Origin of the sequence: Enterococcus sp. FR204, assembly GCF_031143325.1 — a bacterium.
GTDB lineage: Bacteria > Bacillota > Bacilli > Lactobacillales > Enterococcaceae > Enterococcus_B > Enterococcus_B faecium.
The window spans coordinates 26,548-51,312 of sequence record NZ_JAKZIW010000010.1 but is presented as its reverse complement, the minus strand read 5'-3'; the positions used below and the strand labels follow the sequence as shown (position 1 = coordinate 51,312).

The following is a 24,765-nucleotide window of genomic DNA, read 5'->3' as shown; positions in this document are numbered from 1 at the left end:
GATGGAGATACTGAAATCAATAGGCTTCAAAAAACATTTAATGACGGCGATCTCTTTCTTTTTACCTATCGTCGTCGCTTCCGGATTCTTGCTAGCTATCGGGAATATGATGGATGGAGTCACTATTGAATCATTCACAGATGGGTTTTCTTTTGCAGATACGATGACAACGATGGGAGGATATGGTTTAGGTTTATTACCAATGATTGTTTCCTGTGCCATTTCTTATTCAATAGCAGATAAGCCTGGTATTGCCCCTGGTTTGATTACTGGGATGACCGCTAGTGGGATTGGAGCGGGATTTTTAGGTGGAATGGTTGGCGGATATTTATCTGGATTAGTTGTTATTGGACTAACGGCAGGAATCAAAGTACCTAAATGGATGGATGGTCTAATGCCGACTCTGGTTTTACCATTTCTCAGTTCTTTCATTGGAGGATTGGTCATGTATTACGTGATAGGGACACCTATTAATTGGATTACAGAGATGGTTACAGGTTATCTAAGTAATTTAGATACTTCTTCGTTATTTTTATATGGTGCAGTAATTGGAGTATTATCATCAATCGATTACGGTGGAGCAATCAACAAAGTAGTATTTGCTTTTGTTTTTGCTTTGTTTTCAGAAGGAATCTATGAACCAATCACTGTATTGATTTTAGCTTCGATGGTAACCCCATTCGGCTTGACGATCGCTTATTTCTTAGGGAAAATCATTCGTAAAAATATATTCAATCGTCAAGAAATCGATACATTGAAGACCGCTTTTCCTATGGGGATCTGTCAGATCACAGAGGGATGTTTCCCTATCGTATTGAACGACTTGGCACGCAATGTCATAGCAACGGGAGTCGGTGGGGCAGTAGGTGGCGGATTAAGCATGCTTTGGGGCGCAGATAGCCGTATTCCGGCATCGGGAATGTTTGCAGTCGCTACGATGACCAGACCATGGGCATTCATTGGTGCATTGTTAGCTGGTTCTTTTGTCACAGGAATAACCATTTTATTATTGAAAAAACCAGTAGATCCGAATGCAGAAATCATCCAAGAAGAAAAAGAGGAAGAAGACATATCTTGGGATGATTTGACAATTAGTTAGGAGAGGCAGAATGGATTACAAGAAAAAAGTACAATAGATGTACCTTGAGGCAGGAATGGTATGAAAGAATCAGAGTTAGAAAGAATCGAATATACAGATTTTGGTTTAGGAGCGATCGAAACTGTCCAGAGCATCGGCACCCTCCTTGAAATGACGATGAAGGAAAAATGAGAATCTTTCGTTGTCGAAAAGGTCTGGTATACCTTATGTCGAAGGAAAGGAAACAAAAAAACTTTCCTGTACTATTCCAAAAAGGAAAGAAAGTTATTATACAGTAAAAAAAGAAATTATTCTTCATGCTAGAGATCAGTACACGATCGAGCCCAATATCAAACACTAGTTCCAGGCAGGCGCAACAGGTGCGGTTATCACTGAATTTTCTTCCAGCAGTGACGATTCAAGTGATATTTTTACAAATCCAGCTATTTATCGTTAACAAAAAGATTTTTAGGAGAAGCTGATGAACAAAAATGATCAAATTTTGATCGTTTAGTTCGTCGGCTTTTTTATTTAGAGAAACATCATTTATCAGTGAAACATAACACGAGAACAAAATGATTTTTTCGTTAATAAAAGAAACAAGTATTTGTTGTTTAAAATAATACACGTTATTGGCATATAGGACGAAATCCCAGTATCTTCTATAAGTAAGTCATTTCATATCAATGAAAACGTGTTATTTATTTTTGTTTTATCTATAAAATAGCTGAAAAATGATTTTTTCCTAAATACTATATATAGTGGTGTCTATCCTATATACCACTAAAAAAATACAAAATCTAGTCTTTTATTTTAAAAAAACACGTGTAGAATGAAGATAGACTTTTGAGTTAGGGAGTGTTTTTTTATGAAACTTACTGTTTTTTGCGGTTCCCGTTTTGGCAATAAAGAAAGTTACAAATTTATTGCGCAAACGTTAGGAAAATACATGGCACAAGAAGAAATAGAACTGGTTTACGGTGGTTCATACTCCGGGATTATGGGAGTGATTAGTAAAACAGTACTGGAAAATAACGGAAAAGTCACAGGTATCTATCCGAATGGGCTTTTTGAAACTGAATTGCCTGGAAAAGATGTTACTACATTTATTCCTACAGAAACGATCGATGAAAGAAAGGTATTATTATTTGAAAAGGGAGATGCTGTCCTCGTTTTCCCTGGAGGTCTAGGTACATTGGAGGAATTCTCACAACTTCTTTCTTGGATAGCAATCGGTCTGACGCCTGACAAGCCAATCGGAATATTGAATATTGGCGGTTATTACAGCGGCTTGCAACAATTATTAGAAACTTTTGCAAAAGAGGATTTTATGGATAAAAAATGGTTGGATCAAGTAATCTTTTCCAACAATCCATTGGAACTGGTCAATGAATTACGAGCAGTATCTATTAAAAATCAGTTATTATTGAAGGAGGCAAAATAATGAGTCAAATATATTTAGCAGGACCATTTTTTTCAGAGGAGCAAATCGATCGAGTAAGTCGTATCGAAAAAGCGTTGGAGGAAAACAAAACAGTCACAAGTTTCTACTCTCCACGTCATCACCAAGAAAGCAATTATGAACTATTCAGCGCTGGATGGGCGCAGGAAGTATACGAAAAAGATATGGAAGAACTGACAAATGCAGAATTTGTTGTTGCTATCCTTGACTTTGAGCATCAAACAATCGATCCAGGAACGGCTTACGAATTAGGTGTGGCAACTATGTTGAAAAAACCGATGATCATTGTACAAGAAGAAACGGTGCCTACGAACTTGATGATTACACAAAGTCTCCATACGTATTTAAAATCAGACCAAGCTGTACGTGAATATGATTTTAAAACATTGCCTGTTGAAACTTACGTAGGCGAGTACTTATAGAAGAGGAAGGGTTGTATGTCAGTGATTTTGATTTCAGGAACGATTGGTGCAGGTAAGAGCAGTTTGACGGATATGCTTGCAAAAGAGATTGATTCTAAACCATTTTATGAAAATGTCGAAGATAACGAAGTATTGCCGCTCTTTTATTCAAATCCTGAACAGTACGCATTTTTATTGCAAATCTTCTTTTTGAACAAGCGATTTTTAGCAATGAAAAATGCTTTAGTGAACGATGACAATGTGCTAGACCGATCCATCTATGAAGATAGCCTGTTGTTCCATCTAAACGCTGATTTAGGTCGGGTAACGGATATCGAAGTACAGCAGTACGATAGCTTATTAGATACGATGCTAAACGAGTTAGATGATGTTGCTCCAAAAAAACGGCCTGATTTGATGGTCCATATCAAAGTTTCTTTGGACACGATGCTAGAACGTATCAAAAAACGTGGGCGTGACTATGAACAGCTAGAAAGCGATGAGACGTTATATACCTATTATGAAACGTTGAACACCCGCTATAATCAATGGTATGAAGATTTTGATGTATGTCCTAAAATACAAGTGGATGGGGATAAATTCGATTTTGTAGAAAATCCAGAAGATGCAAAAAAGGTGATCCGTCAGATCCAAGAAAAATTAGCTGAATTGGAAGGAAAGCCTGCTGGAAAATATTTTACGGATAACCAGCATGCAAAAGGTCAAGAATTAGGCTAAAAATAAAAAACCAAACGACGGGAAAGAAAAATTACTACGTGATGTAGAATAAGTCTTTCTATCGTTTGGTTATTTTATATTCAAAGATGTGAAATAAATAAAACGTTACTCTTTGATTTGTGAACTGAAATGAGCCACTGTTTGTTTTACTGATGAAGCTTGATCAAAGGAAGAAGCTGAGTTTGAAGTTCATAAAAATCAGCCATAGTGAGTTTTGCTTGATTTTGTTTATCTTCTTCTACTTTTTACATAATTTTGAACAGGATAAGATTCAAATGTTTTAAATGAATCTTTGACTAGTTTGTGACAGTTGTCGCATATGCTCAAGCTTCCTTGGTCATTAAATTCTGTATGGATATTTTTGTTGTTATTACATGTACAATAATCAGGACTATCGATCATCCATTTCGTCTCCTTTACAATCATCTTGCTTCTTTACTATAGCAGAAAAGAAGGGGAGAAACAAAAGAAGATCCAACAGACGGCACTATAGACTGTAGATGTTGCCATCCTCATCCTTCAAACGGTAATTACCGATTTTGGTAAATGTGATGGTTGTTTCTTTTTTATTTTCTTTTCCTGAAATAATATATTCGTCATCTTTGGTAGTAATCTTGATGTCTGTCAGCACCGTTTTTTCTTCAGATGATTCAGAAGAATCAGTTCCTTGTGTCTGATACGTGCGTGTCCATTCCATTTTTTTATCTGTAAATGTCAACTGTCCCGCGGATAAATCCATATCTTTACGTACTTTTAGCGTATATACACTGTTGGTGATATCTGCTTTTTCCGCTTTTAAGACAGAAGAATCGGTTGTTTCGTCCGAGGATTGGTCAGAGCCGCCAAACAAATCACAGCCAGTCAATGTCAAAAGTCCCGCAGACAAAATAAATAGTACGATTAATTTCTTCAAAATACTTCCCCCATTTGATAGGATAAAGAAATTATACCATTGGAAAGTAAAACTTCAAACGGATGGAAGAGAAAAACGCACAAAACACCCACAAATAGAGTAAATTTTAGAATAAAATTTTAAAAAGGCAAAAAATTCGCCATTTTCGGAAAGCGTTTTAAAAAAGTGTTGCAATCTTTTAAAAAAATGCTATATTAAAAATGAACCGGTTCAAATGCTTGTTTAAGTATAATTAATAGTGAGAGGAAGTTGCTCTACTGAAGACTTTAGTTATATGGATATTGATGACAAGCGGCATTATGCAAAGAATGCGGTCATCATAATCGAACAACAAGAAAGAGAAATCAAATGTAACTGGCAGGAGTGAGAATGTATGGCATCGATCCGTGACGTGGCTAAGATGGCTGGTGTTTCAGTGGGAACAGTTTCCCGTTACTTGAATGGTCAGCAACTGAAGGAAAAGAACATGAAAAAAATAGCAGAAGCGATTTCAGCGTTGGACTATAAAGAAAACATCATTGCTAAAGGGTTGAAAAATAATCGAAGCTTCTCTATTGGACTTTTGATAAACGGGATTTCCAGCCGTTTTGGGTCGGAAGTTGTCTCAGGGATCGAAAGAGTAGCTGAAGAAAATGGGTATAGCTTATTATTAAGCGGGTTTGCCGATCAGCCAGAAAAAATTGAACAAAAAATTGAATACCTGATGAAGCATGTGATCGATGGGCTGATTGTCTTCTTATCCGAAGAAGAGTGGTCTGGATTTGAAATGCTCACAAAAATGAGTATTCCAGTTATCGCATTGAATTGTCCAGAAGGACCAGCAGGTATTGATACAATATTAGTGAATGATCGAGAAAGTGTAGCAAAAGTGATCGCTCATCATGGTGAACAAGGACATAAAAAAATCGGATTTATTGCTGCCACTCAAACAGACTACGTAGCAAGAGAACGTTTAGCAGGAGCCAAAGAAGCGGTCCAAAATGATCCATCGATCCAATTAGAGGTCTTTACAGGAGACTATTCTAGAAAAAGTGGCTATTATGGGGCAAAAGAATTATTAGAAAAAGGAGTAACAGCGATTTTTGTCAGCAATTATAATATGTCGATCGGTGCTATCGAATGTTTCAATCAAGAAGGTATCAGAATCGGGAAGGACATTGCGTTCAGTCATTATGATTATTTGGATAAAAACGATTTGAGCATCCTTCCGAAAATCACGATTACACCACCAACAGATAAAATCGGGGAACAAGCCGCAGAACAGCTGTTGAAACGAATCAAAAAAGAAGAGGAAGAAAATGAAAAAGTGATTGTGATGGAAAATATCATACATGGAATCAACTAAAACGAACTAAAAAAGAAAAAGAGGTGCTTTGATGAAAAAATATCAATTTCCAGCAAATTTTTGGTGGGGTTCTGCAGCAAGTGGCCCACAAACAGAAGGAAGGATTTCAGGTGATGGAAAAGGAGAGAACATTTTTGATTATTGGTACAAAAAAGAACCGCAAAAGTTCTTTGACCAAGTAGGACCTGAAAAAACTTCACAAGTTTATACGAAGTATCAAGAGGATGTACAGTTGATGAAACAGACTGGGCATAATTCATTTCGAACATCTATCCAATGGAGCCGTTTGATACCTGATGAATCTGGAACAATCAACGAAGAAGCCGTTCGTTTCTATCATCGTTATTTTGATGAGTTGATTGAAAACGGTATCGAACCCTTTGTGAATCTGTATCATTTCGATATGCCGATGTATCTGCAAGAAAAAGGCGGATGGTTGAACCGAGAAACGGTTGAAGCCTATGAAAAATATGCCAAAAGTTGTTTTGAATTGTTTGGTTCGAAAGTAAAAAAATGGTTTACTCATAATGAACCAATCGTTCCAGTCGAAGCAGGTTATTTATATCGATGGCATTATCCAGAAGAGTCAGATATGAAAAAAGCGATCCAAGTTGGCTATCATGAAGCGTTGGCTTCAGCGTTAGCCATCAAATCTTACCATGAAATGGAGCAAGGTGGTGTTATTGGTATCATCTTGAATCTGACACCAAGCTATCCAAGAGACGAATCAAACCCTGAAGATGTTAAAGCAGCGCAAATAGCAGATGCGTTCTTCAATCGTTCATTCCTTGATCCAGCTGTAAAAGGCGAGTTTCCAAGTGAATTGATTGAGATAGTAAAAGAACTTGATCTCATGCCTGTGATCCATCCAGAGGATTTGACGGTCATCAAAGAAAATACAGTAGATCTTTTAGGTATCAATTATTACCAGCCACGCCGGGTAAAAGCAAAAGAAACACCAATCGATACTAAAAACGGTCCAATGCCTGAGGATTATTTCGACAATTATGAAATGCCTGGTCGTAAAATGAATCCTTATCGCGGATGGGAGATCTATGAACAAGGAATCTATGATATTTTGATCAATGTACGAGATCATTATGGAAATATCGACTGCTTTATTTCTGAAAACGGTATGGGTGTAGAAAACGAAGCACGATTTATCAAAGAAGATGGCATGATCCACGATGATTATCGGATCGAATTTGTCCAATCTCATCTGAAATATGTCCATCAAGCCATTCAAGAAGGTGCCAATTGTTTAGGCTATCATATGTGGACATGTATGGATAACTGGTCGTGGACCAATGCATATAAGAATCGATATGGCTTTATTTCAGTAGACTTAGCACAAGATGGAAAAAGAACAATCAAAAAATCGGGTCATTGGTTCAAAGACGTATCAGATAAAAACGGATTTGAGGCTTAAGAAAGAATAGTTGAGAGCAAATGCGTGAAATTCTCCATTCTTACCATTTTGTGAAAAAGAAGTTCAATTATTTACGATCTTTTTCAACTTTTTTGTCTTTCTATTTCATTTTTTGTATATAATAGAATAGTCAAAATTAAATAGGAGTGGAGGAAAGCATGAGGAAAAAAAGACCGTTTCTTCTCTTTTGGTTATTCGGTTTTTTCTTACTGCTTATTTTATCCGCAGCATTTTCAGGAAAAATGACAGCAGATCTTGCTCAGAAAGAAACAGAAAAAATCGTAGCAAGCAAAGAATCAGTAGATAATTTCAAAAAAGAATTCTCAACTTATTGGTGGGCGGAGTATAAAATAACTGCCAATTACGAAAAAGGCGAATTGGACATCTATTTGCCAAAAGGAAAAGAAGAAAATCAATTTATTAATATCGATGACGTACTTAGTGCGATTTCTCTCAGACAATATCAATTTAAAGACAAGCATTTGACCGTTTTGCTTTTGACTCATGATGGCGACAAAGTAGCCCGTTTGAAAAATGGAAAAGTGATCACCGCTTATTCTGAAAAAGTAGACAAAAAAGTGGTCGCCGATCGTTTAGCGGAATGGAAAAAGACCAATGAACAAGTCAAGAAAACAACAGATTCTTCTCAAAAAAACGAATCGACAGGAACAAGTCCTTCAGATTCTGGCAGTGGGCAAACGATAACGGGAAATGAAGAAAATCAAGCCTCAATCATTACGAATGAGTCATCAGAAGGACAATATCAAACTTATGGGCAATGAAAAACAGAGGTTGTGACAGAAGTGGTCAGCTTCAAGAAATAAGAAGAAATTTACGAAAAGTGCTTCTCAAGTTTTTGTAAAATTTCGGCTTATTTCCGAAGAAGCTACTTCTGGAACACCGTGAATCAGAGGTTGTGAAATCAGCTGATTGAACACCGTTTAGTGGAGAGGTTGTGAAAAAGCTGTCCTGCATCAAGAAATAAGAAGCTGCGACAAGAATTTTGTCACAGCCTCTTTTTTTTGTACGAATACCGAGAAACTGGCTTTTGAATACCATGGAGTGAAGCGGTCACCACAAGACTTTTATCTCTTCATTAGTTTAATCGCTTACATCGCAGCGGTTTTATGCTGGGAAAAGTGGACGGAATAATCTTTAGAAAGAATAAAAAAATCTTAAGATAACAACTTTTTTAGGAAATTTTCATTTTTCAGGAGCAAAATAAGAAAAAATGTGAATAGAGAGAAGTGATATACGTGACACAACTTAAAAAATTGTGCCAAAATCGTTTAGCAATCGTTTTGACAGCTGTTTTCTTTTTCTGGCTGAAGACGATCATTGCCTACTATGCAGATTTTTCATTAGGTGTGGAAGGTACGATCCAGTACTTTATCTTGTGGATCAACCCAATTGCGACTACCTTATTGTTTTTTGGCCTTTCTTTGTATATTAAAAAGCCAAAGCCAGCGTTAGCTATTCTTTTGATCATTGATATTTTAAATACGCTTTTGTTGTACTTGAATATTATTTTTTATCGGGAATTCACAGATTTCATTACAGTCAAATCTGTATTAGGCTTTTCGAAAGTGTCGCAAGGGTTGTCAGGAAGCTCCTTTTCTTTGATGAAACCCCATGATGTCATCTACTGGCTGGATATCGCTGTGTTCATTGGGCTACTGTTTTGGTTGAAGGTCAAGAAAATACCTATCAAAAGCAACCCTGTCAGCAAACCGATGGCTATCGCTGTTACCTGTCTTTCAGGATTGATTTTTTCAGGAAATCTAGCGTTGAGCGAAGCCAACCGTCCACAATTGCTGCAGCGGACATTTGACCGTTCCTATATTGTCAAATATCTAGGAATCGATGCGTACACTATTTATGACGGGATCAAAACAGGAATGACTAGCAGTGTTCGCGCGCATGCAAGCAGTAATGGAATTGATGAAGTTTTAGATTATACAAAGAAGCATTACGCAGAGCCAAATCCTGAAACATTTGGGCTCGCTAAAGGAAAAAATGTGATTGTCCTTCATTTAGAAAGTTTTCAACAGTTTTTGATCAATATGAAGGTAGACGGACAAGAAGTCACGCCATTTTTAAATAGTATTTTCCAGAATCAAGCAACGATCAGCTTTGACAATTTCTTTCATGAAGTAGGACAGGGAAAGACAAGTGATGCTGAAAACATGTTGGAAACTGGCACATTTGGTTTACCTCAAGGCTCATTATTCACAGAACTTGGGTCAGATAATGTCTTTCAAGCAGCACCAGCGATCCTTGGACAAACACAAGGCTACACAAGTGCTGTTTTCCATGGGAATGTAGCTAGTTTCTGGAATAGAGATCATGTATATAAAAATTTAGGGTATGACAATTTCTTTGATCGATCTTATTTTGATGAATCCGACGAAACGTTAGGTTATGGGATATTAGATAAAGATTTATTCAGAGAATCTGCCCAATATCTTGAACATCTACAACAGCCGTTTTACACGAAATTTCTTTCCGTAACCAACCACACGCCTTATTATACGGATGACAAGAATTTCGACTTTCCATCTTTGAATACTGGCAATAGCACAGTAGATAATTATGTTCGAACGGCACATTATCTGGATCAATCATTGGAACAATTTTTTACGTATTTGAAAAAATCTGGTATTTACCAAAATTCAATCTTTGTGATTTACGGGGATCATTTTGGAATCTCGAATACAGATAATAAAGATTTAGCAAGCGCTCTTGGTAAAGATCCAGATACATGGGATGAATTTGACAACGCACAGATGCAACGAGTGCCATTGATGATCCATATGCCTGGTTATACTAAAGGGACAGTCAATCATGAATACGGTGGAGAAATCGATGTTTTGCCGACATTACTACATCTATTGGGAATCGATGATAAAGATTACCTTCATTTTGGTACAGACTTATTATCTTCTCAGCATGATCAAGTAGTTGCTTTTCGAAATGGGAACTTTGTGACACCCAAATACACCGTTCTAGGAGGAAAAGCTTACAATAATCAGACAGGAGAAATCATCGATACGAAAGCAGCAGGAATCGACGAGGAAATCTCCAAAGATCAGGAAAAAGTCAAGACTGCGTTAAGTCTTTCAGATAAGCTGAATCAGGAAAATCTCTTGCGGTTTTATGTGCCAAACGGATTTGAGACGATTGATCCGAAAAAATATGACTATAAAAACGAAGCGGAACGTAATGAAGCAATCGAAAAGCAAAAAGGTGAACATTCGACCAGTGTCTTTTCAAAAAACGGCAATAAAACAACGACTAACCTATATCCAGTAACAGGAACCCATGCGGAGCAGCAAAAAAATACTCAATAAACAATCAAACCAACCTTCAGTAGTTAGACAACATTCTAATGCTTGAAGGTTGGTATTTTTTATGAAAAAAACATTTTTTTATTTTTTTCGTGTATTTTTCCTTTTTAACGTATCTATTTATTGAATGTGGAAAAATTTAAATTAAAAAGGAGAACTATTATGTATGATGGTGAATTGATCAAGAAACTTCGAGTCAACAAGAAGTTGACACAGTCCCAATTAGCGGAAGGAATCTGTTCTAAGACTTCTCTAGTCGGGATTGAGACAAATTCAGTGAAAAAAATGTCATTTGTAACATTGAGATCATTTTTAGAGCGAATGAACATGACACTTGCAGAATATGAATGGATGCGAAACCAGCTGGATGAACCAATAAAGTTAAAGAAAAAAAGACGAATGCTAGATCGGGTACAAGAAGACAGCTTTGATCCTTATAAAGAGATCAGCAATAACCGTAGGCATTTTAAGAAAACAGAAGATCTGTATTATTTGGTTTTGAATCTTCACATGGTCGAAAAAACAGAAGTATCTGAGACAGAATTTGAATTTTTACGTTATGAATGCCGAATCATTGAAGAATACTTGATGCAGATACCAGACTATGGTCAATTTGAACTATCTATTCTAGCTGATTTTCCTTGGATATTCAGTGATCGGTTCATTGAGAACAATTATTTGAAAATCAAAAAAAGAATGCGACGATTAGCACAGTTGAACAATCATGAGCAGTATCTCTTTACTTTTTTAATGAACCTGACTTCGTTTTATATAGAAAATGGTCGGTTGAAAAAGGCACGTAGTGTGAATGAAGATATGAAACGGAGCTTAGCACATAAAGAAAGAAGTACAGTGATCTATGAAACATTGATGGCAGATTATTATCAAAGATTGATTTCTGCTGCTTTAGGGGAAGAAAAGACGAAAGACTACCAAGAATTCTTCACAGTGCTCGAATATATGTTAGGAAAGAATCAACGGAGGTCCTTAGAGAAAAAACTGCTGGCCATTGCTGAACCCAGCAACTAGACCAGCAGTTTAGAATTTGTATCACTTCGCCGCTTTTTCAGACGGTTTGTTTATATCGAATGGCGGGAAAAAGCGGGCGATCTCTTTTACCGCAGCATCACGGGAATCAGAAGCGTGAATGATGTTTTCAGTCCCCGGCAGCGCGTAGTCTCCTCGGATCGTACCTGGAACAGCATCGGCAGCTTTTGTTGCCCCAACCATCTTACGGACGATATCGATCACTTCCTCGCCGACCAGCACAAGATAAACGACAGGACCGGAAGTCATGTAATCGATCAGTTCATCAAAAAAACTGCGCTCAGTCAAGTGCTGATAATGTTCTTTTGCTAATTCAGGAGTCATAGTTTCAAACTTCATTTCAGCAATGGCCAGTCCCTTTGCTTCAAAACGTTGAATGATGCTTCCGACTAAATGGCGTCTCACGCCGTCTGGCTTGATAATAACAAGTGTTCTTTCCATAACAGCACCTCGTTTCCTACTATATTTCTATTATAGCGGGAGGTGGAAAATGAGACAAATAAAACCGCGTGAGACAGGAATATAACGTGTGTATTTTAAAAAAAGTATGAAAAACATGGAAAATTGATTTGACATCCTCTTTTTTAGTTGTTATATTAACGAAGGAAAACCGAATAAGATTTGTTAGGTGAGGCTCCTATACAAACATAGGCTACTGCCCAAAAACGTCGAGAGACGCCAATGGGTAGAACAGGAATTGTCGAGATAAGGCTTTTCATAAGGTAGCTAAAAGCAGGTATCTGCTTTTTACGTTGTACAGTGTCAAAACTCAACGATGAGATCTGAGAAGCTTTTTTTAATATGCTTTTTCAAACCTTTCGCTGAGTATTTGGCGAGAGGTTTTTTTGTTGCCGCAAATCCCCATCGGTGAAAAATAAAAAGGAGGTGGTCTAATTGGGAAAATAACTATTCGAAAAATGATTGGAAGTCATGAATTAAAATTACTTAGTAAAGGAGATGAGAACAAATGGATGACAGTCATTCGAAAAACAAGGATCTAGAGGAAAGGCCAGGGCTATTATCTATCTGTTCTCAGCCCCTTTCAGTTTTTTCTCTATCGATCCGATGAATAGCTAAAGACCAAAAGCAGCGAGAACAGCTGTCTTTTGGACACAAAGGAGAGATTGAGATGGAAAAAAAGAAAGATACACAAAAAATCTATGCAGCTTTTGCTGGAAAAACGAAACAAGAATTATTTGAACTATTCCATGCATCAGCAAATGGATTGACAGAAGAACAAATCGAACGTTCAAGAGAAAATTACGGGGAAAATGCGATTTCATATGGCAAAAAAACACCATTCATCGTAGAAATATTGAAAGCATACATCACGCCATTTACATTAGTGTTGATCGCATTAGGAATTATTTCATTCATCACGGAATATGTATTAGCAGCTCCTGGAGATAAAGATCTTTTCGGTGTAGCCATTATCTTCACTATGGTTATCGTCAGCGGGACAATGACGTTGATTCAGTCCGTACGTTCCAATCAAGCGGCTGAAAAACTGAAATCACTTGTGAAAGTAACGGCAGCTGTAAAACGTAATGGAAAGTACACAGAGATTCCTATGGAAGAAATCGTCTGTGGAGATCTTGTTCGGCTTTCAGCAGGGGATATGATACCAGCGGATATGCGTTTATTGTCCGCAAAGGATTTATTCATTTCCCAAGCAGCATTGACAGGGGAAAGCTATCCAGTAGAAAAGCATGCGAAAGTATGTGAAGACGATCAGCAAAGCGAAACAAGTTACGAAAATCTTGTCTTTATGGGAAGTAATGTCATCAGTGGAAGTGCGGAAGGAATCATTGTTTCTGTTGGAAATGAAACACTATTTGGTCATGTAGCAGAAACGCTATCTGAAAAACCAATTCAATCAAGCTTTGAATTAGGCATCCATAAAACATCCATGCTACTGATCAAATTTATGTCATTGATGGCTCCAGCAGTTATCGTCATCAATGGGCTTACAAAAGGGGATTGGCTAGAAGCTTTTCTTTTTGGACTATCTGTAGCAGTTGGTCTAACACCTGAAATGCTTCCAATGATCGTTACGACGAATTTGGTCAAAGGAGCAAGTGTGATGGCCAAAAAAGGAACAGTGATCAAAAATTTGAATGCCATCCAGAACTTTGGTGCAATCGATGTGTTATGTACGGATAAAACGGGGACATTGACACAAGATAAAATCATTCTTGAATATCATATGGATTGTGAAGGAAATGAAGATGATCGTGTTTTGCGCCATGCGTATCTAAATAGCTACTATCAAACAGGGCTGAAAAATTTGTTAGATGTGGCTATCATTGATGAAGCAACAGAAACTTTAGATACAGATAAGATCAATTATCAAAAAGTGGATGAAATTCCTTTTGATTTTGAACGTCGCCGTATGAGTGTTGTGGTTGCTGATCCAGCTGGTAAAACACAAATGATCACAAAAGGCGCGATTGAAGAAATGCTGAACATTTCTAAATTTATTGATCTTGGCGGTACTGTTACACCATTAACAAAAGAACGAAAAGAAGCCGTACTTGCAAAAGTACAGTCACTTAATGAAGATGGCTTACGAGTGATTGGTGTCGCACAAAAGACCAATCCAAGCGTCGTTGGAGAATTTTCAGTCAAAGATGAGTCAGACATGGTTTTGATTGGTTATCTTGCTTTCCTTGATCCACCAAAAGAAACAACGAAACAAGCGTTGAAAGCTCTGAAAGAACATGGTGTAGCTGTAAAAGTTCTGACTGGGGACAACGAATTAGTTACACGTTCAGTGTGCCGTCAAGTAGGTCTAGAGATCAATGAATTGGTTACCGGTGAGAAAATCTCGGAAATGAGTGATCATGAATTAGCACAAGTAGCTGAAGACCATGAAGTATTCGTAAAATTGAATCCTCAGCAAAAAGCACGTTTGACGACAGCTTTACGTAAAAATGGTCATACTGTCGGATTTTTAGGAGATGGTATCAATGACGCTCCTGCAATGAAAGTGGCTGATATCGGTATTTCTGTAGATACAGCTGTGGATATTGCGAAAGAATCTGCAGACGTGATCCTTTTAGAAAAAGATTTGACGATTTTGGAAAGAGGCCTTCTTTCTGGACGAGAAACTTTTGGGAATATCATGAAATATATCAAGGCTACAGCAAGTTCTAATTTTGGCAATATGTTTTCCGTGCTGATTGCAAGTACGTTCCTGCCATTTTTACCAATGCTGCCTTTACAACTTTTGTTTTTGAATCTGATCTATGATGTTTCCTGCATTTCCTTGCCATGGGATCGGATGGATAAAGAATATTTGGACGAGCCAAAAAAATGGAATGCATCTAGTATTGGGAAATTCATGGTTTACTTTGGCCCAACAAGTTCGATATTTGATATTACTACTTACTTGTTGATGTATTTTGTTATTTGTCCTGCTGTAGTGGGCGGAAGTTTCCATACATTGGATAGTTCACAGCAAGTGATTTTCATCGCATTATTCCATGCAGGATGGTTTGTCGAATCACTATGGACACAAACCTTAGTGCTCCATGCACTGCGTACACCGAAAGTACCATTTATCCAAAGCAACGCAACATTTGCCATGTTTGTTATCACTACATTAGGAATTATTGTCGGTTCTGTCCTTCCTTTTACAAGTTTTGGTGCTGAATTAGGCTTGATGCCACTTCCTGGCAATTACTGGTTATGGTTATTTGCTACAGTCATCGCTTATCTGGCGCTTGTGACAGCTGTGAAGAAAATCTATATCCGTCGATTCCAAGAACTCTTATAAACGAGAAGGCTGGTTCTTTGCTTCTGTTCTTTTTGGACCAGTCGTGCTAAACTATGTGTATTGTTTTGGAAAGGATTAATGTATAGATGAAAGGTGCAATATTTGATTTAGATGGTTTGTTAGTTGACACAGAAAAAACGTATCGTGATGGCTGGCTTTGGGGATTTCAGCAATTTGATATCCATATCCCAAAAGAAATCGTTGACGCTTGGGGCGGAAAAAACTGGAAACAAAGTTTTGATATTTTAGTGAAAGCAGCAGGTAGCCCTGAAAAAGTACAGGAAGTCCGAGCGAAGCGTGAAGAATATTTTTATCAACAGCTGACAAGCGGAGCCATCCACTTAAAACCATATGCAAAAGAAATATTGGCAGACTTAAAAGAACGTCATATGAAACTAGGCATTGCTACGACCCCTGTTACGAAAAGAGCAACAGATATCTTGGATCACTTTAAATTAGCTGATTACTTTGACACGTTTACATTCGGAGACGAAGTGTCGGAGAACAAGCCTTCACCGATTCCTTATCTGACAGCTTTGGAACGAACAGGATTAGAAGCTAGTTCAGCCTTTGCAGTGGAAGATTCTTTAGTAGGAGCAACAGCTGCTTCACGAGCAGGATTAGGCGTTGTTTTGATACCTGATTCCAGTTTTGTCCGAAATTATACCGTCGAAGAAAAGGAAAAATTGAAACTTCTTGCGGAAGGAAAAGATCTTCGAACTGTTATTGAAATGTTAAATAAAAAAACAGAAAAATAAATATAGAAAAAATAATTTGAATTTCGTACTTGACTTTTCAGTTTTCCTCATGTAGATTAATCCCAACAACAAAATATCGATTTCGTTGAAAAGGAAAGTAAGTTTGGAAACTTTGCAGAGAGGCTCTGGCTGGTGAGAAGAGTCAAGTAAGAAAAGCTGAAAATGGCCTTGGAGAATAATTTGTCGATAAGTAGGCAAATTCGGAACTGTTCGACCGTTAAAACGAACGCCAATCTCTCTTTTTGAGATGTTGGGCTTGAGGGAAGGAAACTTCCGAAAAAAGGTGGTACCGCGATACGTCGTCCTTTTACTGACATAGTTTATGTTAGTAAAAGGACTTTTTTTTTGAATATTATTTGCATTGAAATGGTAAGTACGATAGAAGAACCTTTGACAGAGAGCTTCGGTAGCTGAGAAGAAGCAAGGAACGACTATTGGAAAATGGCCATCGAGCAATTCATCCCGAGCATAGATGTAAGGCGATGACGGCTGCGACCGATATCTTGCTAGAGTATGATCGTACTTGAAGAGGAGTTGTGTGTGAACACAGCTTGAACATGAGGTGGTAACACGCAAAAAAGCGTCCTCAAGAAAATGACATTTTCATTTTCTTGAGGACGCTTTTTTTAGATAAGGAGGAATTTTAATGATTGAATTGCGAGATGTTTCTGTATGTTTCAAACAAAAAGAAAAAGAGATCCAGGCAGTAGATTCTGTAGATTTAAAGATTGAAAAAGGCGATGTTTATGGAATCGTCGGTTACTCAGGTGCAGGGAAAAGTACGTTAGTTCGTGTGATGAATTTGCTGCAGAAACCAACAGCAGGAGAAGTCATTGTCAATCAGACGAATTTGAGTCAGCTCTCTCCCAAAGAATTGCGAAAAGAAAGAAAGGCCATCGGTATGATCTTTCAGCATTTCAATCTAATGGAAAGCCGAACTATTTTTGACAACGTTGATTTTTCTTTAAAGTATTCTGGAAAATCGAAACAGGAACGTCGTCAAAAAGTGAATGAACTACTGGAACTTGTCGGTTTGGAAGAAAAAGCATCTGCTTATCCTAAACAACTGTCGGGGGGACAAAAACAACGAGTAGCAATCGCACGAGCTTTGGCGAATGAACCTAAGGTATTATTATGTGATGAAGCAACCAGTGCACTTGATCCAAAAACGACCCTTCAGATCCTTGCATTGTTAAAAAAATTGAATCGCCAGTTAGGTTTAACAATCGTCCTGATCACTCATGAGATGCAAGTTGTCAAAGAAATCTGCAACAAGGTAGCGGTTATGGAAGATGGAAGAATCATTGAAAAAGGTAGCAGCATCCAGATCTTCAGCAATCCTGAAGAAGAATTGACCAAAGATTTTATTCGAACAGCTACTCATCTTGACCAAGCATTAGAAACGATCATTGCCCATTCTGCTTTTGCCGATCAGATCGCCAATAAATGGCTGGTGGAATTAAGTTATATTGGAAATCAGACGAACGAACCTCTAATCGCTCATCTGTACAGCAAATATCAAGTAACAGCGAATATTTTATATGGCAATGTAGAGTTATTACAAGAAACGCCGTTAGGGAGTTTGATCGTTACTTTAGCTGGAGAAACCAAACAGCGGCAAAAAGCATTGGATTATTTGATCAAATCTGGTGTAAAAATAAATATTTTACAAAAAAACGAATTAGATAGTCGTATCAAAGTGATCGAAGGAGGAAGATAAAATGACTGATTTCTTTAAAACATATTTGCCCAATGTTTATTTGATTCCGGATGAATTTGTCGAAGCGACGAAGCAAACACTATATATGTCTTTTTGGACAGCATTCATTGGCGGGATGATCGGAATCATCTTAGGTGTGACGTTAGTAGTGACACGCCCTAATGGATTACTAGCTAACCGTCTGCTATTTGAAATACTTGATAAGCTGATCAATATCATTCGTTCCATCCCTTTCATTATCTTGCTTTCTCTTTTAGCATTGACTACTCGTTTCTTAGTTGGAACGACGATTGGTGCGAAAGCAGCTTTAGTGCCATTGATTTTTGGAGTTGTTCCGTTTTTTGCTCGTCAAATCGAGAACGCACTGCTAGAAGTTGATCCTGGGGTGATCGAAGCGGCAGAAGCGATGGGAACCAGTCCAATCGGTATTATTTTACGTGTGTATTTGTTAGAAGGTTTGCCTGGTATCATTCGGGTCTCGGCGTTGACTATCATCAACGTGATCGGACTGACTACCATGGCTGGAGCAGTAGGTGCAGGCGGATTAGGGAATCTTGCTATATCGAGAGGGTATAATCGATTCCAAACAGATGTAACGATTGTGGCTACATTATTGATTCTAATCTTAGTTTTTTTAAGTCAATTTATCAGTAATCAACTGATTAAAAAAATTACACATTGAAAGTGGAGGAGAAAAAATGAAAAAAATTATTCGTTTTGTAGTCATTACATTTGTAGCAATTATTTGGTTGGCAGGGTGTAGCCAAGGAAAAGCAGATACAACTGACAAAAAAGAAACTACCGTAAAACTAGGGATTATTGGAGAAGATACAGATGTATGGGACAACGTGAAAGACCGTTTGAAAAAGGAGAACATTAATTTGGAATACGTGAAATTTACAGATTACAATCAACCAAATGCGGCTTTAGCAGATGGATCGATTGATTTGAATTCTTTCCAACATCAATTCTTTTTAGACAATTACAATAAAGAACACGGAACTGATTTAGTATCGATCGGAAATACTGTCAATGCACCGCTGGGAATTTATTCTAACACTTTGAAGGATGTAGCTGATATCAAAGACGGAGCAAAAGTAGCAATCCCTAATGATGTTACAAATGGCGGCAGAGCTCTTCTGTTATTGCAAACTGCTGGATTGATCAAAGTGGATAAGGCAAAAGGACAAGCGCCCACTGTTTCTGATATTACCGAGAATAGAAAAAATCTAGACATTTCTGAATTAGATGCTTCCCAAACAGCACGTGCTTTGTCAGATGTAGACATTTCAGTGATCAATAGCGGTGTAGCTGTAGATGCTGGATTTAATCCTGCTTCTGATGCCATCTTCTTAGAACCAGTGGATGACCATGCACGTCCTTATGTGAATATCATCGTTGCAAGAAAAGAAGATGAAAAAAATAAAACGTATCAAAAAATAGTAGACGCTTATCAAACAGAAGACACAGTCAAAGTAATCGAGAAAACATCAAAAGGATCAAGCGTACCTGCATGGGAAACATTCGGGAGAAAATAAGAAAAATGACTAGCATAGGAGGGATTTTTTATGACAACAACAATCTCAACAAACCAATTGAAGGATCTAATCCAATATCGTTTACCAGAATATCAAGCACTTGCTCTAGATATCCACGAACATCCTGAAGTAAGTAACTATGAGTTTTATTCCTCAGCAGCGTTGATTAAACAATTAGAAAAAGAAGGGTTTTGGGTAGAAAAAGAAGTAGCTGGACACCGAACAGCCTTTGATGCACGTTATATTTCCAATAAACCCGGTCCCACAATTGCCTTTTTGGCAGAATTCGATGCTTTACCAGGTATTGGTCATGCATGCGGGCATAATTTGTTTGGTACTTACTCCGTATTAGCCGCCAGCATAGTGAAGCAATTTATTGATGAAACTGGTGGAGAAATCCGTGTATATGGCACCCCAGGGGAAGAAGGGGGCGAGAACGGATCAGCTAAAGGCAGCTTTGTTCGAGAAGGTTTTTTTGAGGATGTCGATGTAGCGTTATGCGTCCATCCAGCTTTTCGTTATGGGAAAACGACAGAATCTTTAGCGAATGATCCAGTCGACATCAAATTTTACGGTGTCGCTTCCCATGCAGCAGCAGCACCTGAAAAAGGAGTAAATGCTTTGGAAGCATTGATCCAAGTGTTTAATGGAATCAACGCTCTACGCTTGCAATTGCCAAAAGATGTCAATATCCATGGGATCATTACAGACGGAGGAGTAGCTGCCAACGTCATTCCAGATTACGCTGCTGGACGTTTCTATTTACGTGCAGGAAATCGGCAAACATTAGATAAGGTATATGAAAAAGTGGAAAATATCGTACGAGGTGCTGCGATAAGTACGGGCACGACTTTTGAGTTTGGATTGTTCCAAAATGCAGTTGATGATGTCATCGTTACTCCTTCTTTTGATGACTTATTCTTCCAGCATGCAAAAGAAGCAGGTGTTCCAGATGAAGAAATAGAAACGGAACAAAGAACAAGTCTCGGTTCTTCTAATGTAGGAAATGTCAGCCAAGTCATACCAACAATCCAGCCTACGGTAGCAATCTCTGAGACATATATTGCCGGACACACAGAAGAATTCAAAGCTGCTGCTAAAAGTGACAAAGGCCTTGCTTCTATTGCGATTGCAGCAGAACTACTCGCCAATACAGCTCTTGATCTGTTGAAAGAGCCAAAGCTATTAGAAAGAATCAAGCAAGAACATCAAGAAATAGTAGCAAGAAAAAAACAAGAGGGTGCTACTTTCTAGTAAAAAATAAACTTGTGTGTGAAAGTTATAAAAATAATTTTCAGAAAAATGAAAAAATATTTTCTTTTTCATTGACAAATGATCTTATGGAAGGTAAACTTCATACAAGTCAACTTTTCACGCAGTAGCGGTTAGGTGTTTTGTTCAGAAAGTCGGTGGTCGCTGTGAACCGATCAAGCCTAATTGACGAATTACATGGAAAGTCCATACATTTGAATAAAAGTTTGAAAGTGAAAAACAGATCTGTTTTTAATTAAGGTGGTACCGCGGAGTCATTCGTCCTTAGTTTAAAACAGGTCTTTTTATTTTTATAAAGGAGGAATCGCGGATGAATTGCGGCGGAGTAATCCGATATCTTAACTTTTTTAGAACATAAGAACAACTAAAAAAGGAGAGATTATCATGGGAAAAAAAGGAACACCAAGTTTTTTAGAAGCAACACTTGTATTAATGGTTATTGTTTTAGGCATTGCGATTGGCGTTGTCGGATTAAAGGTCTCACCTAATATCACGATCTTAGCAGCGATCGGAATGGTCATGTTGTATGCAGTGATAAAAAGATACCCGACAGATTGGCTGCACGAAGGAATCATCAATGGCATCAAACCAGGAATCATCCCAATCTTTATTTTTATTTTAGTCGGTTCATTGATTGCTGTATGGATACAAGCAGGGATCATTCCAACTCTAATGGTCATTGGGTTCAAATTGATCAGTGTCCAGTGGTTTGTCCCTTCTGTATTTGTTGTGTGTGCAATCGTAGGTAGCGCTGTAGGGAGTGCCTTTACTGTTATGTCAACGATTGGGATTGCATTTTTCGGTATTGGGACAACACTAGGCCTAAATCCAGCGCTGGTTGTTGGAGCTATTGTTTCAGGTGCCGTTTTTGGAGATAAGATGTCTCCATTATCCGAATCAACAAATCTAGCAGCAGCTATTGTTGATGCCGATTTGTTCAAACACATCAAGCATATGATGTGGTCAACTGTTCCGGCATTTGTTGTTTCTTTCTTTTTATTCATGATTTTAGGACACACAAGTAAAGCCGCAAGTCTTTCATCTATTCGTGAAGTGACTGATGTTCTAGAAGCAAACTTTACTATTTCAATCTGGTCACTGATTCCTTTATTTTTAATGTTACTGTGTGCATGGAAAAAGGTGCCGGCAATTTTGACGATTTTGTTGAATATCGCTGTAGCAGTAGGAATGATTTTTATTCAAAACCCACAAACTTCCTTAACGAAGTTGGCTGGGGTCATCGAATCAGGGTTTGTTTCAAATACTGGAAACCAACAAATCGATTCACTGCTTAGCCGCGGAGGAATCGAAAGTATGATGCCTACTGTGTCATTGATTATTCTAACTTTGTCATTAGGTGGATTGTTGATCGAATTTGGCTTGATCTCAACCGTGATGGAACGAGTATCAAGAAAGATGACGAACACACCAAAATTGATTTTTACAACATTGATGACAAGTATCGGAGTAAATATTTTTATTGGTGAACAATTCCTATCTGTTATTCTGCCTGGTAATGCATTTAAAGAAACTTATGAAAAAGCAGGATTTGATCCAACTGTATTAGGTAGAACGCTAGAAGATGGTGGAACAGTAATCAACTACTTAGTGCCTTGGGGAATTGCCGGAAGTTTCGTAGCAAGTACATTTGGTATTCCTACACTCACTTACTTGCCATTCGTATTTTTCAGTTTGCTTTCTCCTGTGTTTTCGATGGTCAGTGCCTTCACAGGTTGGGGAATCTCAAAAAAATTTGTGAAACCGCAAGAAGCAGTAAGCAAGACAGCGCAATTAGAACAATAAAAACAGGATGTTTATGTAAAAAACTGCCGAGAAACTTTCGTTTCCCAGCAGTTTTTCTGTTTGGATAGATAATGGTCATTCCATTTCTTTGATCATTTTTTTCATTTTGTCGATCTCTTCTTCTTGTGCCTGAATGATTTCTTCCGCTAATTTTTTTACTTCAGGATCTTTTAAATCAGCTCGTTTACTTGTCAGGATAGCGATAGAATGATGAGGAATCATGGCCTTCATCCAAGCTGTGTCGTTGACAGTAGTTTGGCTTCGTACCATAAACAAGGAACCGGCAAAAACAAGAAGACTAGCGGCTAAGATCATAACATTTATCTTTTTGTTTTCATACATTTTCCACATGAACAACAGCATGATGACTGCCATGACTGCACCCATCATCAACGCCATGAATACTCGTGTACGACTGAAGAAGATATGATCGAGCGCATAGACATTCAAGTACATCATACCAAACATAACTACCGTTGAAACACCGATCATCAACAAAAACTTCCAATACTTTTTCATTTAAAACAAACTCCTTTTTTTCATTCCTTTCTTCTATCATGTCATGAGCATGGAGAACAATCAATTATTTTGCACAGAGGGTTTTTGAACACCGTTTACCAAGAGGTCATGAGACTGTTTATTCGGAAAAAGGAGTTGCAACAAGACTTTTGTCACAACTCCTTTCTTCAATAGCTCCATCTATTCCACATAAATAAAATAAAATTTTCTATCGATTTCATTCATTCGTCAATACGAACGCATCATTCTTTTTTTGATAACTGAAATAAATGAACAGGTAAAGCAGGCCAGTCAATACAGTTACCCCAATGGAGTTCGTGAACAGGATACCAAGGAAAATCAATCCTAAGACAGCTAATGCAAAAAAGCTGATTCCTTTATCCCATAATGTTCCTTTTCTTAGTGCCAGTACAAAGGATGCCGCACTGATAATGATCCAGATCAATAATACTGTATACGAAAGGGAACCTGCCAGATAGCCAAATAATTTGTCACCGACAAAATAAGAAAGAGCTACACCAAGATAAAGAACACTGGTACAAAATAAAACAGCACGTTGCGGTACTTGATGCTTGTTTAAAACAGCTAGTTTTCTAGAGGAACCTTTTCGATCCTTCAAACGGAAGAACAAAATTCTTGAAGATGCATACACACCCGAATTGATAGATGAGAACAAAGCAAGGACAATAACAAAATTGACGATATCCGCTGCAAATGGGATATTCATTTTTTCAAATACCATCACAAAAGGACTGACATTCGTGCCTGCTAAAGTATTCCAAGGAAAAAGAATCAAAAGCAAAAACAAAGGAATGATGTAAAAGGAAATGATTCTTCCCATGACACCTTTGATTGCTTTAGGAATCGCACGTTTAGGATCATCTGCTTCGCTTACCGTGATAGCAATCAGTTCAGAACCGCCGTAAGAATAGATAACTACAAGCAAAGAACTGATGATTCCCTTCATACCATGAGGAGTAAACCCACCATGGTCAGTCAATTGCTGAAGGGTAGGGAAAACGCCTGTGCCCAACATTTGCTGACCGACAAGATAAGTAGCAAAAATGATCAGTAAGATAATGACACTGATTTTAGCAAAAGCCAGCCAATATTCTGTTTCTGCGAATAACCGTACCGAATAAAGATTGATGATCGTAGTCAAAACAGCCAACATAAAAACAAATACCCAGGCTGGAATGTGCGGGAACCACAACTGCAAAAAGGAAGCAGCTGCAACAGCTTCAGCGATGATATTGATAATCCACATAGACCAGTAGACCCAATCAGTAAAATCAGCAGAATGAGCACCTAGATAAGGGCGTATCAAACCGGATAATCCGTGATGCGTGTCGCCACCGCTTAAAACGATTTTTCCCAGACCTTTCATCACGATATATAAAATCAGTCCACCAATCAAAAAAGCAATCAATACAGAAGGGCCGGCGATCCCAATCGCTTCGCCACTTCCTTTAAATAGACCTGCACCGATTGCTCCACCTAAAGCTAACATGGTGATATGTCTGGAGCTAAGTTGTTTTTTCAATTTTTTATCTTCCATAAATGACCTCTTTCTTTTAAATTCACAATCAAAATTTATATTAAGAATAAATAGCAATA

21 protein-coding genes, 1 riboswitch and 2 other annotated features are annotated in these 24,765 nt (G+C 37.9%); of the genes, 16 read left to right on the top strand and 5 right to left on the bottom strand.

From position 1 onward, the window contains the following. Position 1: 1 nt before the first annotated feature. The gene (locus RG571_RS04320; protein WP_002339057.1) at positions 2-1,099 is read left to right on the top strand and encodes a PTS fructose transporter subunit IIC; all 1,098 of its coding nucleotides are present in this window, start codon (positions 2-4) and stop codon (positions 1,097-1,099) included. Positions 1,100-1,496: 397 nt separating this feature from the next. Here the strand turns inward: RG571_RS04320 and RG571_RS04315 are convergent, their stop codons facing one another. Further along, positions 1,497-1,706 carry a phenylalanyl-tRNA synthetase subunit beta gene (locus tag RG571_RS04315; RefSeq protein WP_002296192.1) on the bottom strand — a complete coding sequence of 70 codons (210 nt, stop codon included), beginning with the start codon at positions 1,704-1,706 and terminating at the stop codon, positions 1,497-1,499. Between the two features lie 240 nt (positions 1,707-1,946). On the opposite strand from RG571_RS04315, the gene RG571_RS04310 reads away from it, so the two are divergent. From RG571_RS04310 to RG571_RS04300, 3 genes are read left to right on the top strand one after another with little or no spacing between them, the layout of a single operon-like run. After that, the gene (locus RG571_RS04310) at positions 1,947-2,522 is read left to right on the top strand and encodes a TIGR00730 family Rossman fold protein (protein WP_002293608.1); all 576 of its coding nucleotides are present in this window, start codon (positions 1,947-1,949) and stop codon (positions 2,520-2,522) included. Further along, positions 2,522-2,962, top strand: a complete 441-nt coding sequence (locus RG571_RS04305) for a nucleoside 2-deoxyribosyltransferase (RefSeq protein ID WP_002306079.1) — start codon at positions 2,522-2,524, stop codon at positions 2,960-2,962. Before RG571_RS04310 ends, RG571_RS04305 begins: the two co-directional genes overlap by 1 nt. 15 nt (positions 2,963-2,977) lie before the next feature. Further along, the gene (locus RG571_RS04300; protein WP_002293834.1) at positions 2,978-3,679 is read left to right on the top strand and encodes a deoxynucleoside kinase; all 702 of its coding nucleotides are present in this window, start codon (positions 2,978-2,980) and stop codon (positions 3,677-3,679) included. 487 nt (positions 3,680-4,166) lie between these two features. On the opposite strand, the gene RG571_RS04295 is transcribed toward RG571_RS04300, so the two are convergent. Next, positions 4,167-4,592, bottom strand: a complete 426-nt coding sequence (locus RG571_RS04295) for a hypothetical protein (RefSeq protein ID WP_258430308.1) — start codon at positions 4,590-4,592, stop codon at positions 4,167-4,169. 373 nt (positions 4,593-4,965) lie between these two features. On the opposite strand from RG571_RS04295, the gene RG571_RS04290 reads away from it, so the two are divergent. The 5 genes from RG571_RS04290 (at position 4,966) to RG571_RS04270 (ending at position 11,742) form a co-directional block, all read left to right on the top strand. Continuing rightward, entirely contained in the window at positions 4,966-5,937 is a 972-nt protein-coding gene (locus RG571_RS04290) for a LacI family DNA-binding transcriptional regulator (RefSeq protein ID WP_002299983.1), read from the top strand. A gap of 31 nt (positions 5,938-5,968) precedes the next feature. After that, positions 5,969-7,366 (top strand): glycoside hydrolase family 1 protein, encoded by a 1,398-nt coding sequence (locus tag RG571_RS04285; RefSeq protein ID WP_002306082.1) that lies wholly within the window; start codon positions 5,969-5,971, stop codon positions 7,364-7,366. A gap of 158 nt (positions 7,367-7,524) precedes the next feature. Further along, positions 7,525-8,148: a hypothetical protein gene (locus tag RG571_RS04280; protein ID WP_002339052.1), complete on the top strand. Its 624-nt coding sequence runs from the start codon at positions 7,525-7,527 to the stop codon at positions 8,146-8,148. Between the two features lie 474 nt (positions 8,149-8,622). Beyond that, positions 8,623-10,716 (top strand): LTA synthase family protein, encoded by a 2,094-nt coding sequence (locus tag RG571_RS04275; RefSeq protein ID WP_002339051.1) that lies wholly within the window; start codon positions 8,623-8,625, stop codon positions 10,714-10,716. 159 nt (positions 10,717-10,875) lie between these two features. Continuing rightward, on the top strand, positions 10,876-11,742 hold the full coding sequence (locus RG571_RS04270; protein ID WP_002293329.1) for an Rgg/GadR/MutR family transcriptional regulator: 867 nt from the start codon (positions 10,876-10,878) through the stop codon (positions 11,740-11,742). 21 nt (positions 11,743-11,763) lie between these two features. Here the strand turns inward: RG571_RS04270 and ndk are convergent, their stop codons facing one another. Then, a complete protein-coding gene (gene ndk / locus RG571_RS04265; protein ID WP_002293327.1) occupies positions 11,764-12,201 on the bottom strand; it encodes a nucleoside-diphosphate kinase in 438 nt (145 codons plus the stop codon). Positions 12,202-12,373: 172 nt separating this feature from the next. Continuing rightward, positions 12,374-12,548: riboswitch (M-box (ykoK) riboswitch) on the top strand. Positions 12,549-12,889: 341 nt separating this feature from the next. Between ndk and mgtA the strand changes: the two genes are divergently transcribed. The 7 genes from mgtA to nhaC all read left to right on the top strand — a co-directional run bounded on the left by mgtA (position 12,890) and on the right by nhaC (position 22,629). Next, positions 12,890-15,538, top strand: coding sequence for a magnesium-translocating P-type ATPase (gene mgtA, locus RG571_RS04260; protein WP_002329529.1), 2,649 nt, complete (start codon positions 12,890-12,892; stop codon positions 15,536-15,538). Between the two features lie 86 nt (positions 15,539-15,624). Further along, positions 15,625-16,296: an HAD family phosphatase gene (locus tag RG571_RS04255; protein WP_258430306.1), complete on the top strand. Its 672-nt coding sequence runs from the start codon at positions 15,625-15,627 to the stop codon at positions 16,294-16,296. Positions 16,297-16,372: 76 nt separating this feature from the next. Continuing rightward, positions 16,373-16,606, top strand: a binding site (T-box leader). Between the two features lie 42 nt (positions 16,607-16,648). After that, positions 16,649-16,887: a binding site (T-box leader), on the top strand. 55 nt (positions 16,888-16,942) lie between these two features. After that, positions 16,943-18,016, top strand: coding sequence for a methionine ABC transporter ATP-binding protein (locus RG571_RS04250; RefSeq protein ID WP_258430305.1), 1,074 nt, complete (start codon positions 16,943-16,945; stop codon positions 18,014-18,016). Position 18,017: 1 nt separating this feature from the next. Beyond that, positions 18,018-18,698, top strand: coding sequence for a methionine ABC transporter permease (locus RG571_RS04245; RefSeq protein ID WP_002293786.1), 681 nt, complete (start codon positions 18,018-18,020; stop codon positions 18,696-18,698). A 16-nt stretch (positions 18,699-18,714) separates the two neighbouring features. Beyond that, a complete protein-coding gene (locus tag RG571_RS04240) occupies positions 18,715-19,554 on the top strand; it encodes a MetQ/NlpA family ABC transporter substrate-binding protein (protein ID WP_002319047.1) in 840 nt (279 codons plus the stop codon). 30 nt (positions 19,555-19,584) lie between these two features. Continuing rightward, complete coding sequence (locus RG571_RS04235; protein ID WP_308947776.1) at positions 19,585-20,808, top strand: M20 family metallopeptidase; 1,224 nt, start codon at positions 19,585-19,587, stop codon at positions 20,806-20,808. Between the two features lie 402 nt (positions 20,809-21,210). Continuing rightward, entirely contained in the window at positions 21,211-22,629 is a 1,419-nt protein-coding gene (gene nhaC, locus RG571_RS04230) for a Na+/H+ antiporter NhaC (protein ID WP_002293307.1), read from the top strand. 75 nt (positions 22,630-22,704) lie between these two features. Here the strand turns inward: nhaC and RG571_RS04225 are convergent, their stop codons facing one another. Both RG571_RS04225 and RG571_RS04220 read right to left on the bottom strand, forming a co-directional pair. Beyond that, positions 22,705-23,148, bottom strand: coding sequence for a DUF305 domain-containing protein (locus RG571_RS04225; protein WP_002299975.1), 444 nt, complete (start codon positions 23,146-23,148; stop codon positions 22,705-22,707). A gap of 217 nt (positions 23,149-23,365) precedes the next feature. Further along, positions 23,366-24,706 (bottom strand): amino acid permease, encoded by a 1,341-nt coding sequence (locus tag RG571_RS04220; protein WP_002296179.1) that lies wholly within the window; start codon positions 24,704-24,706, stop codon positions 23,366-23,368. Positions 24,707-24,765 lie beyond the last annotated feature (59 nt).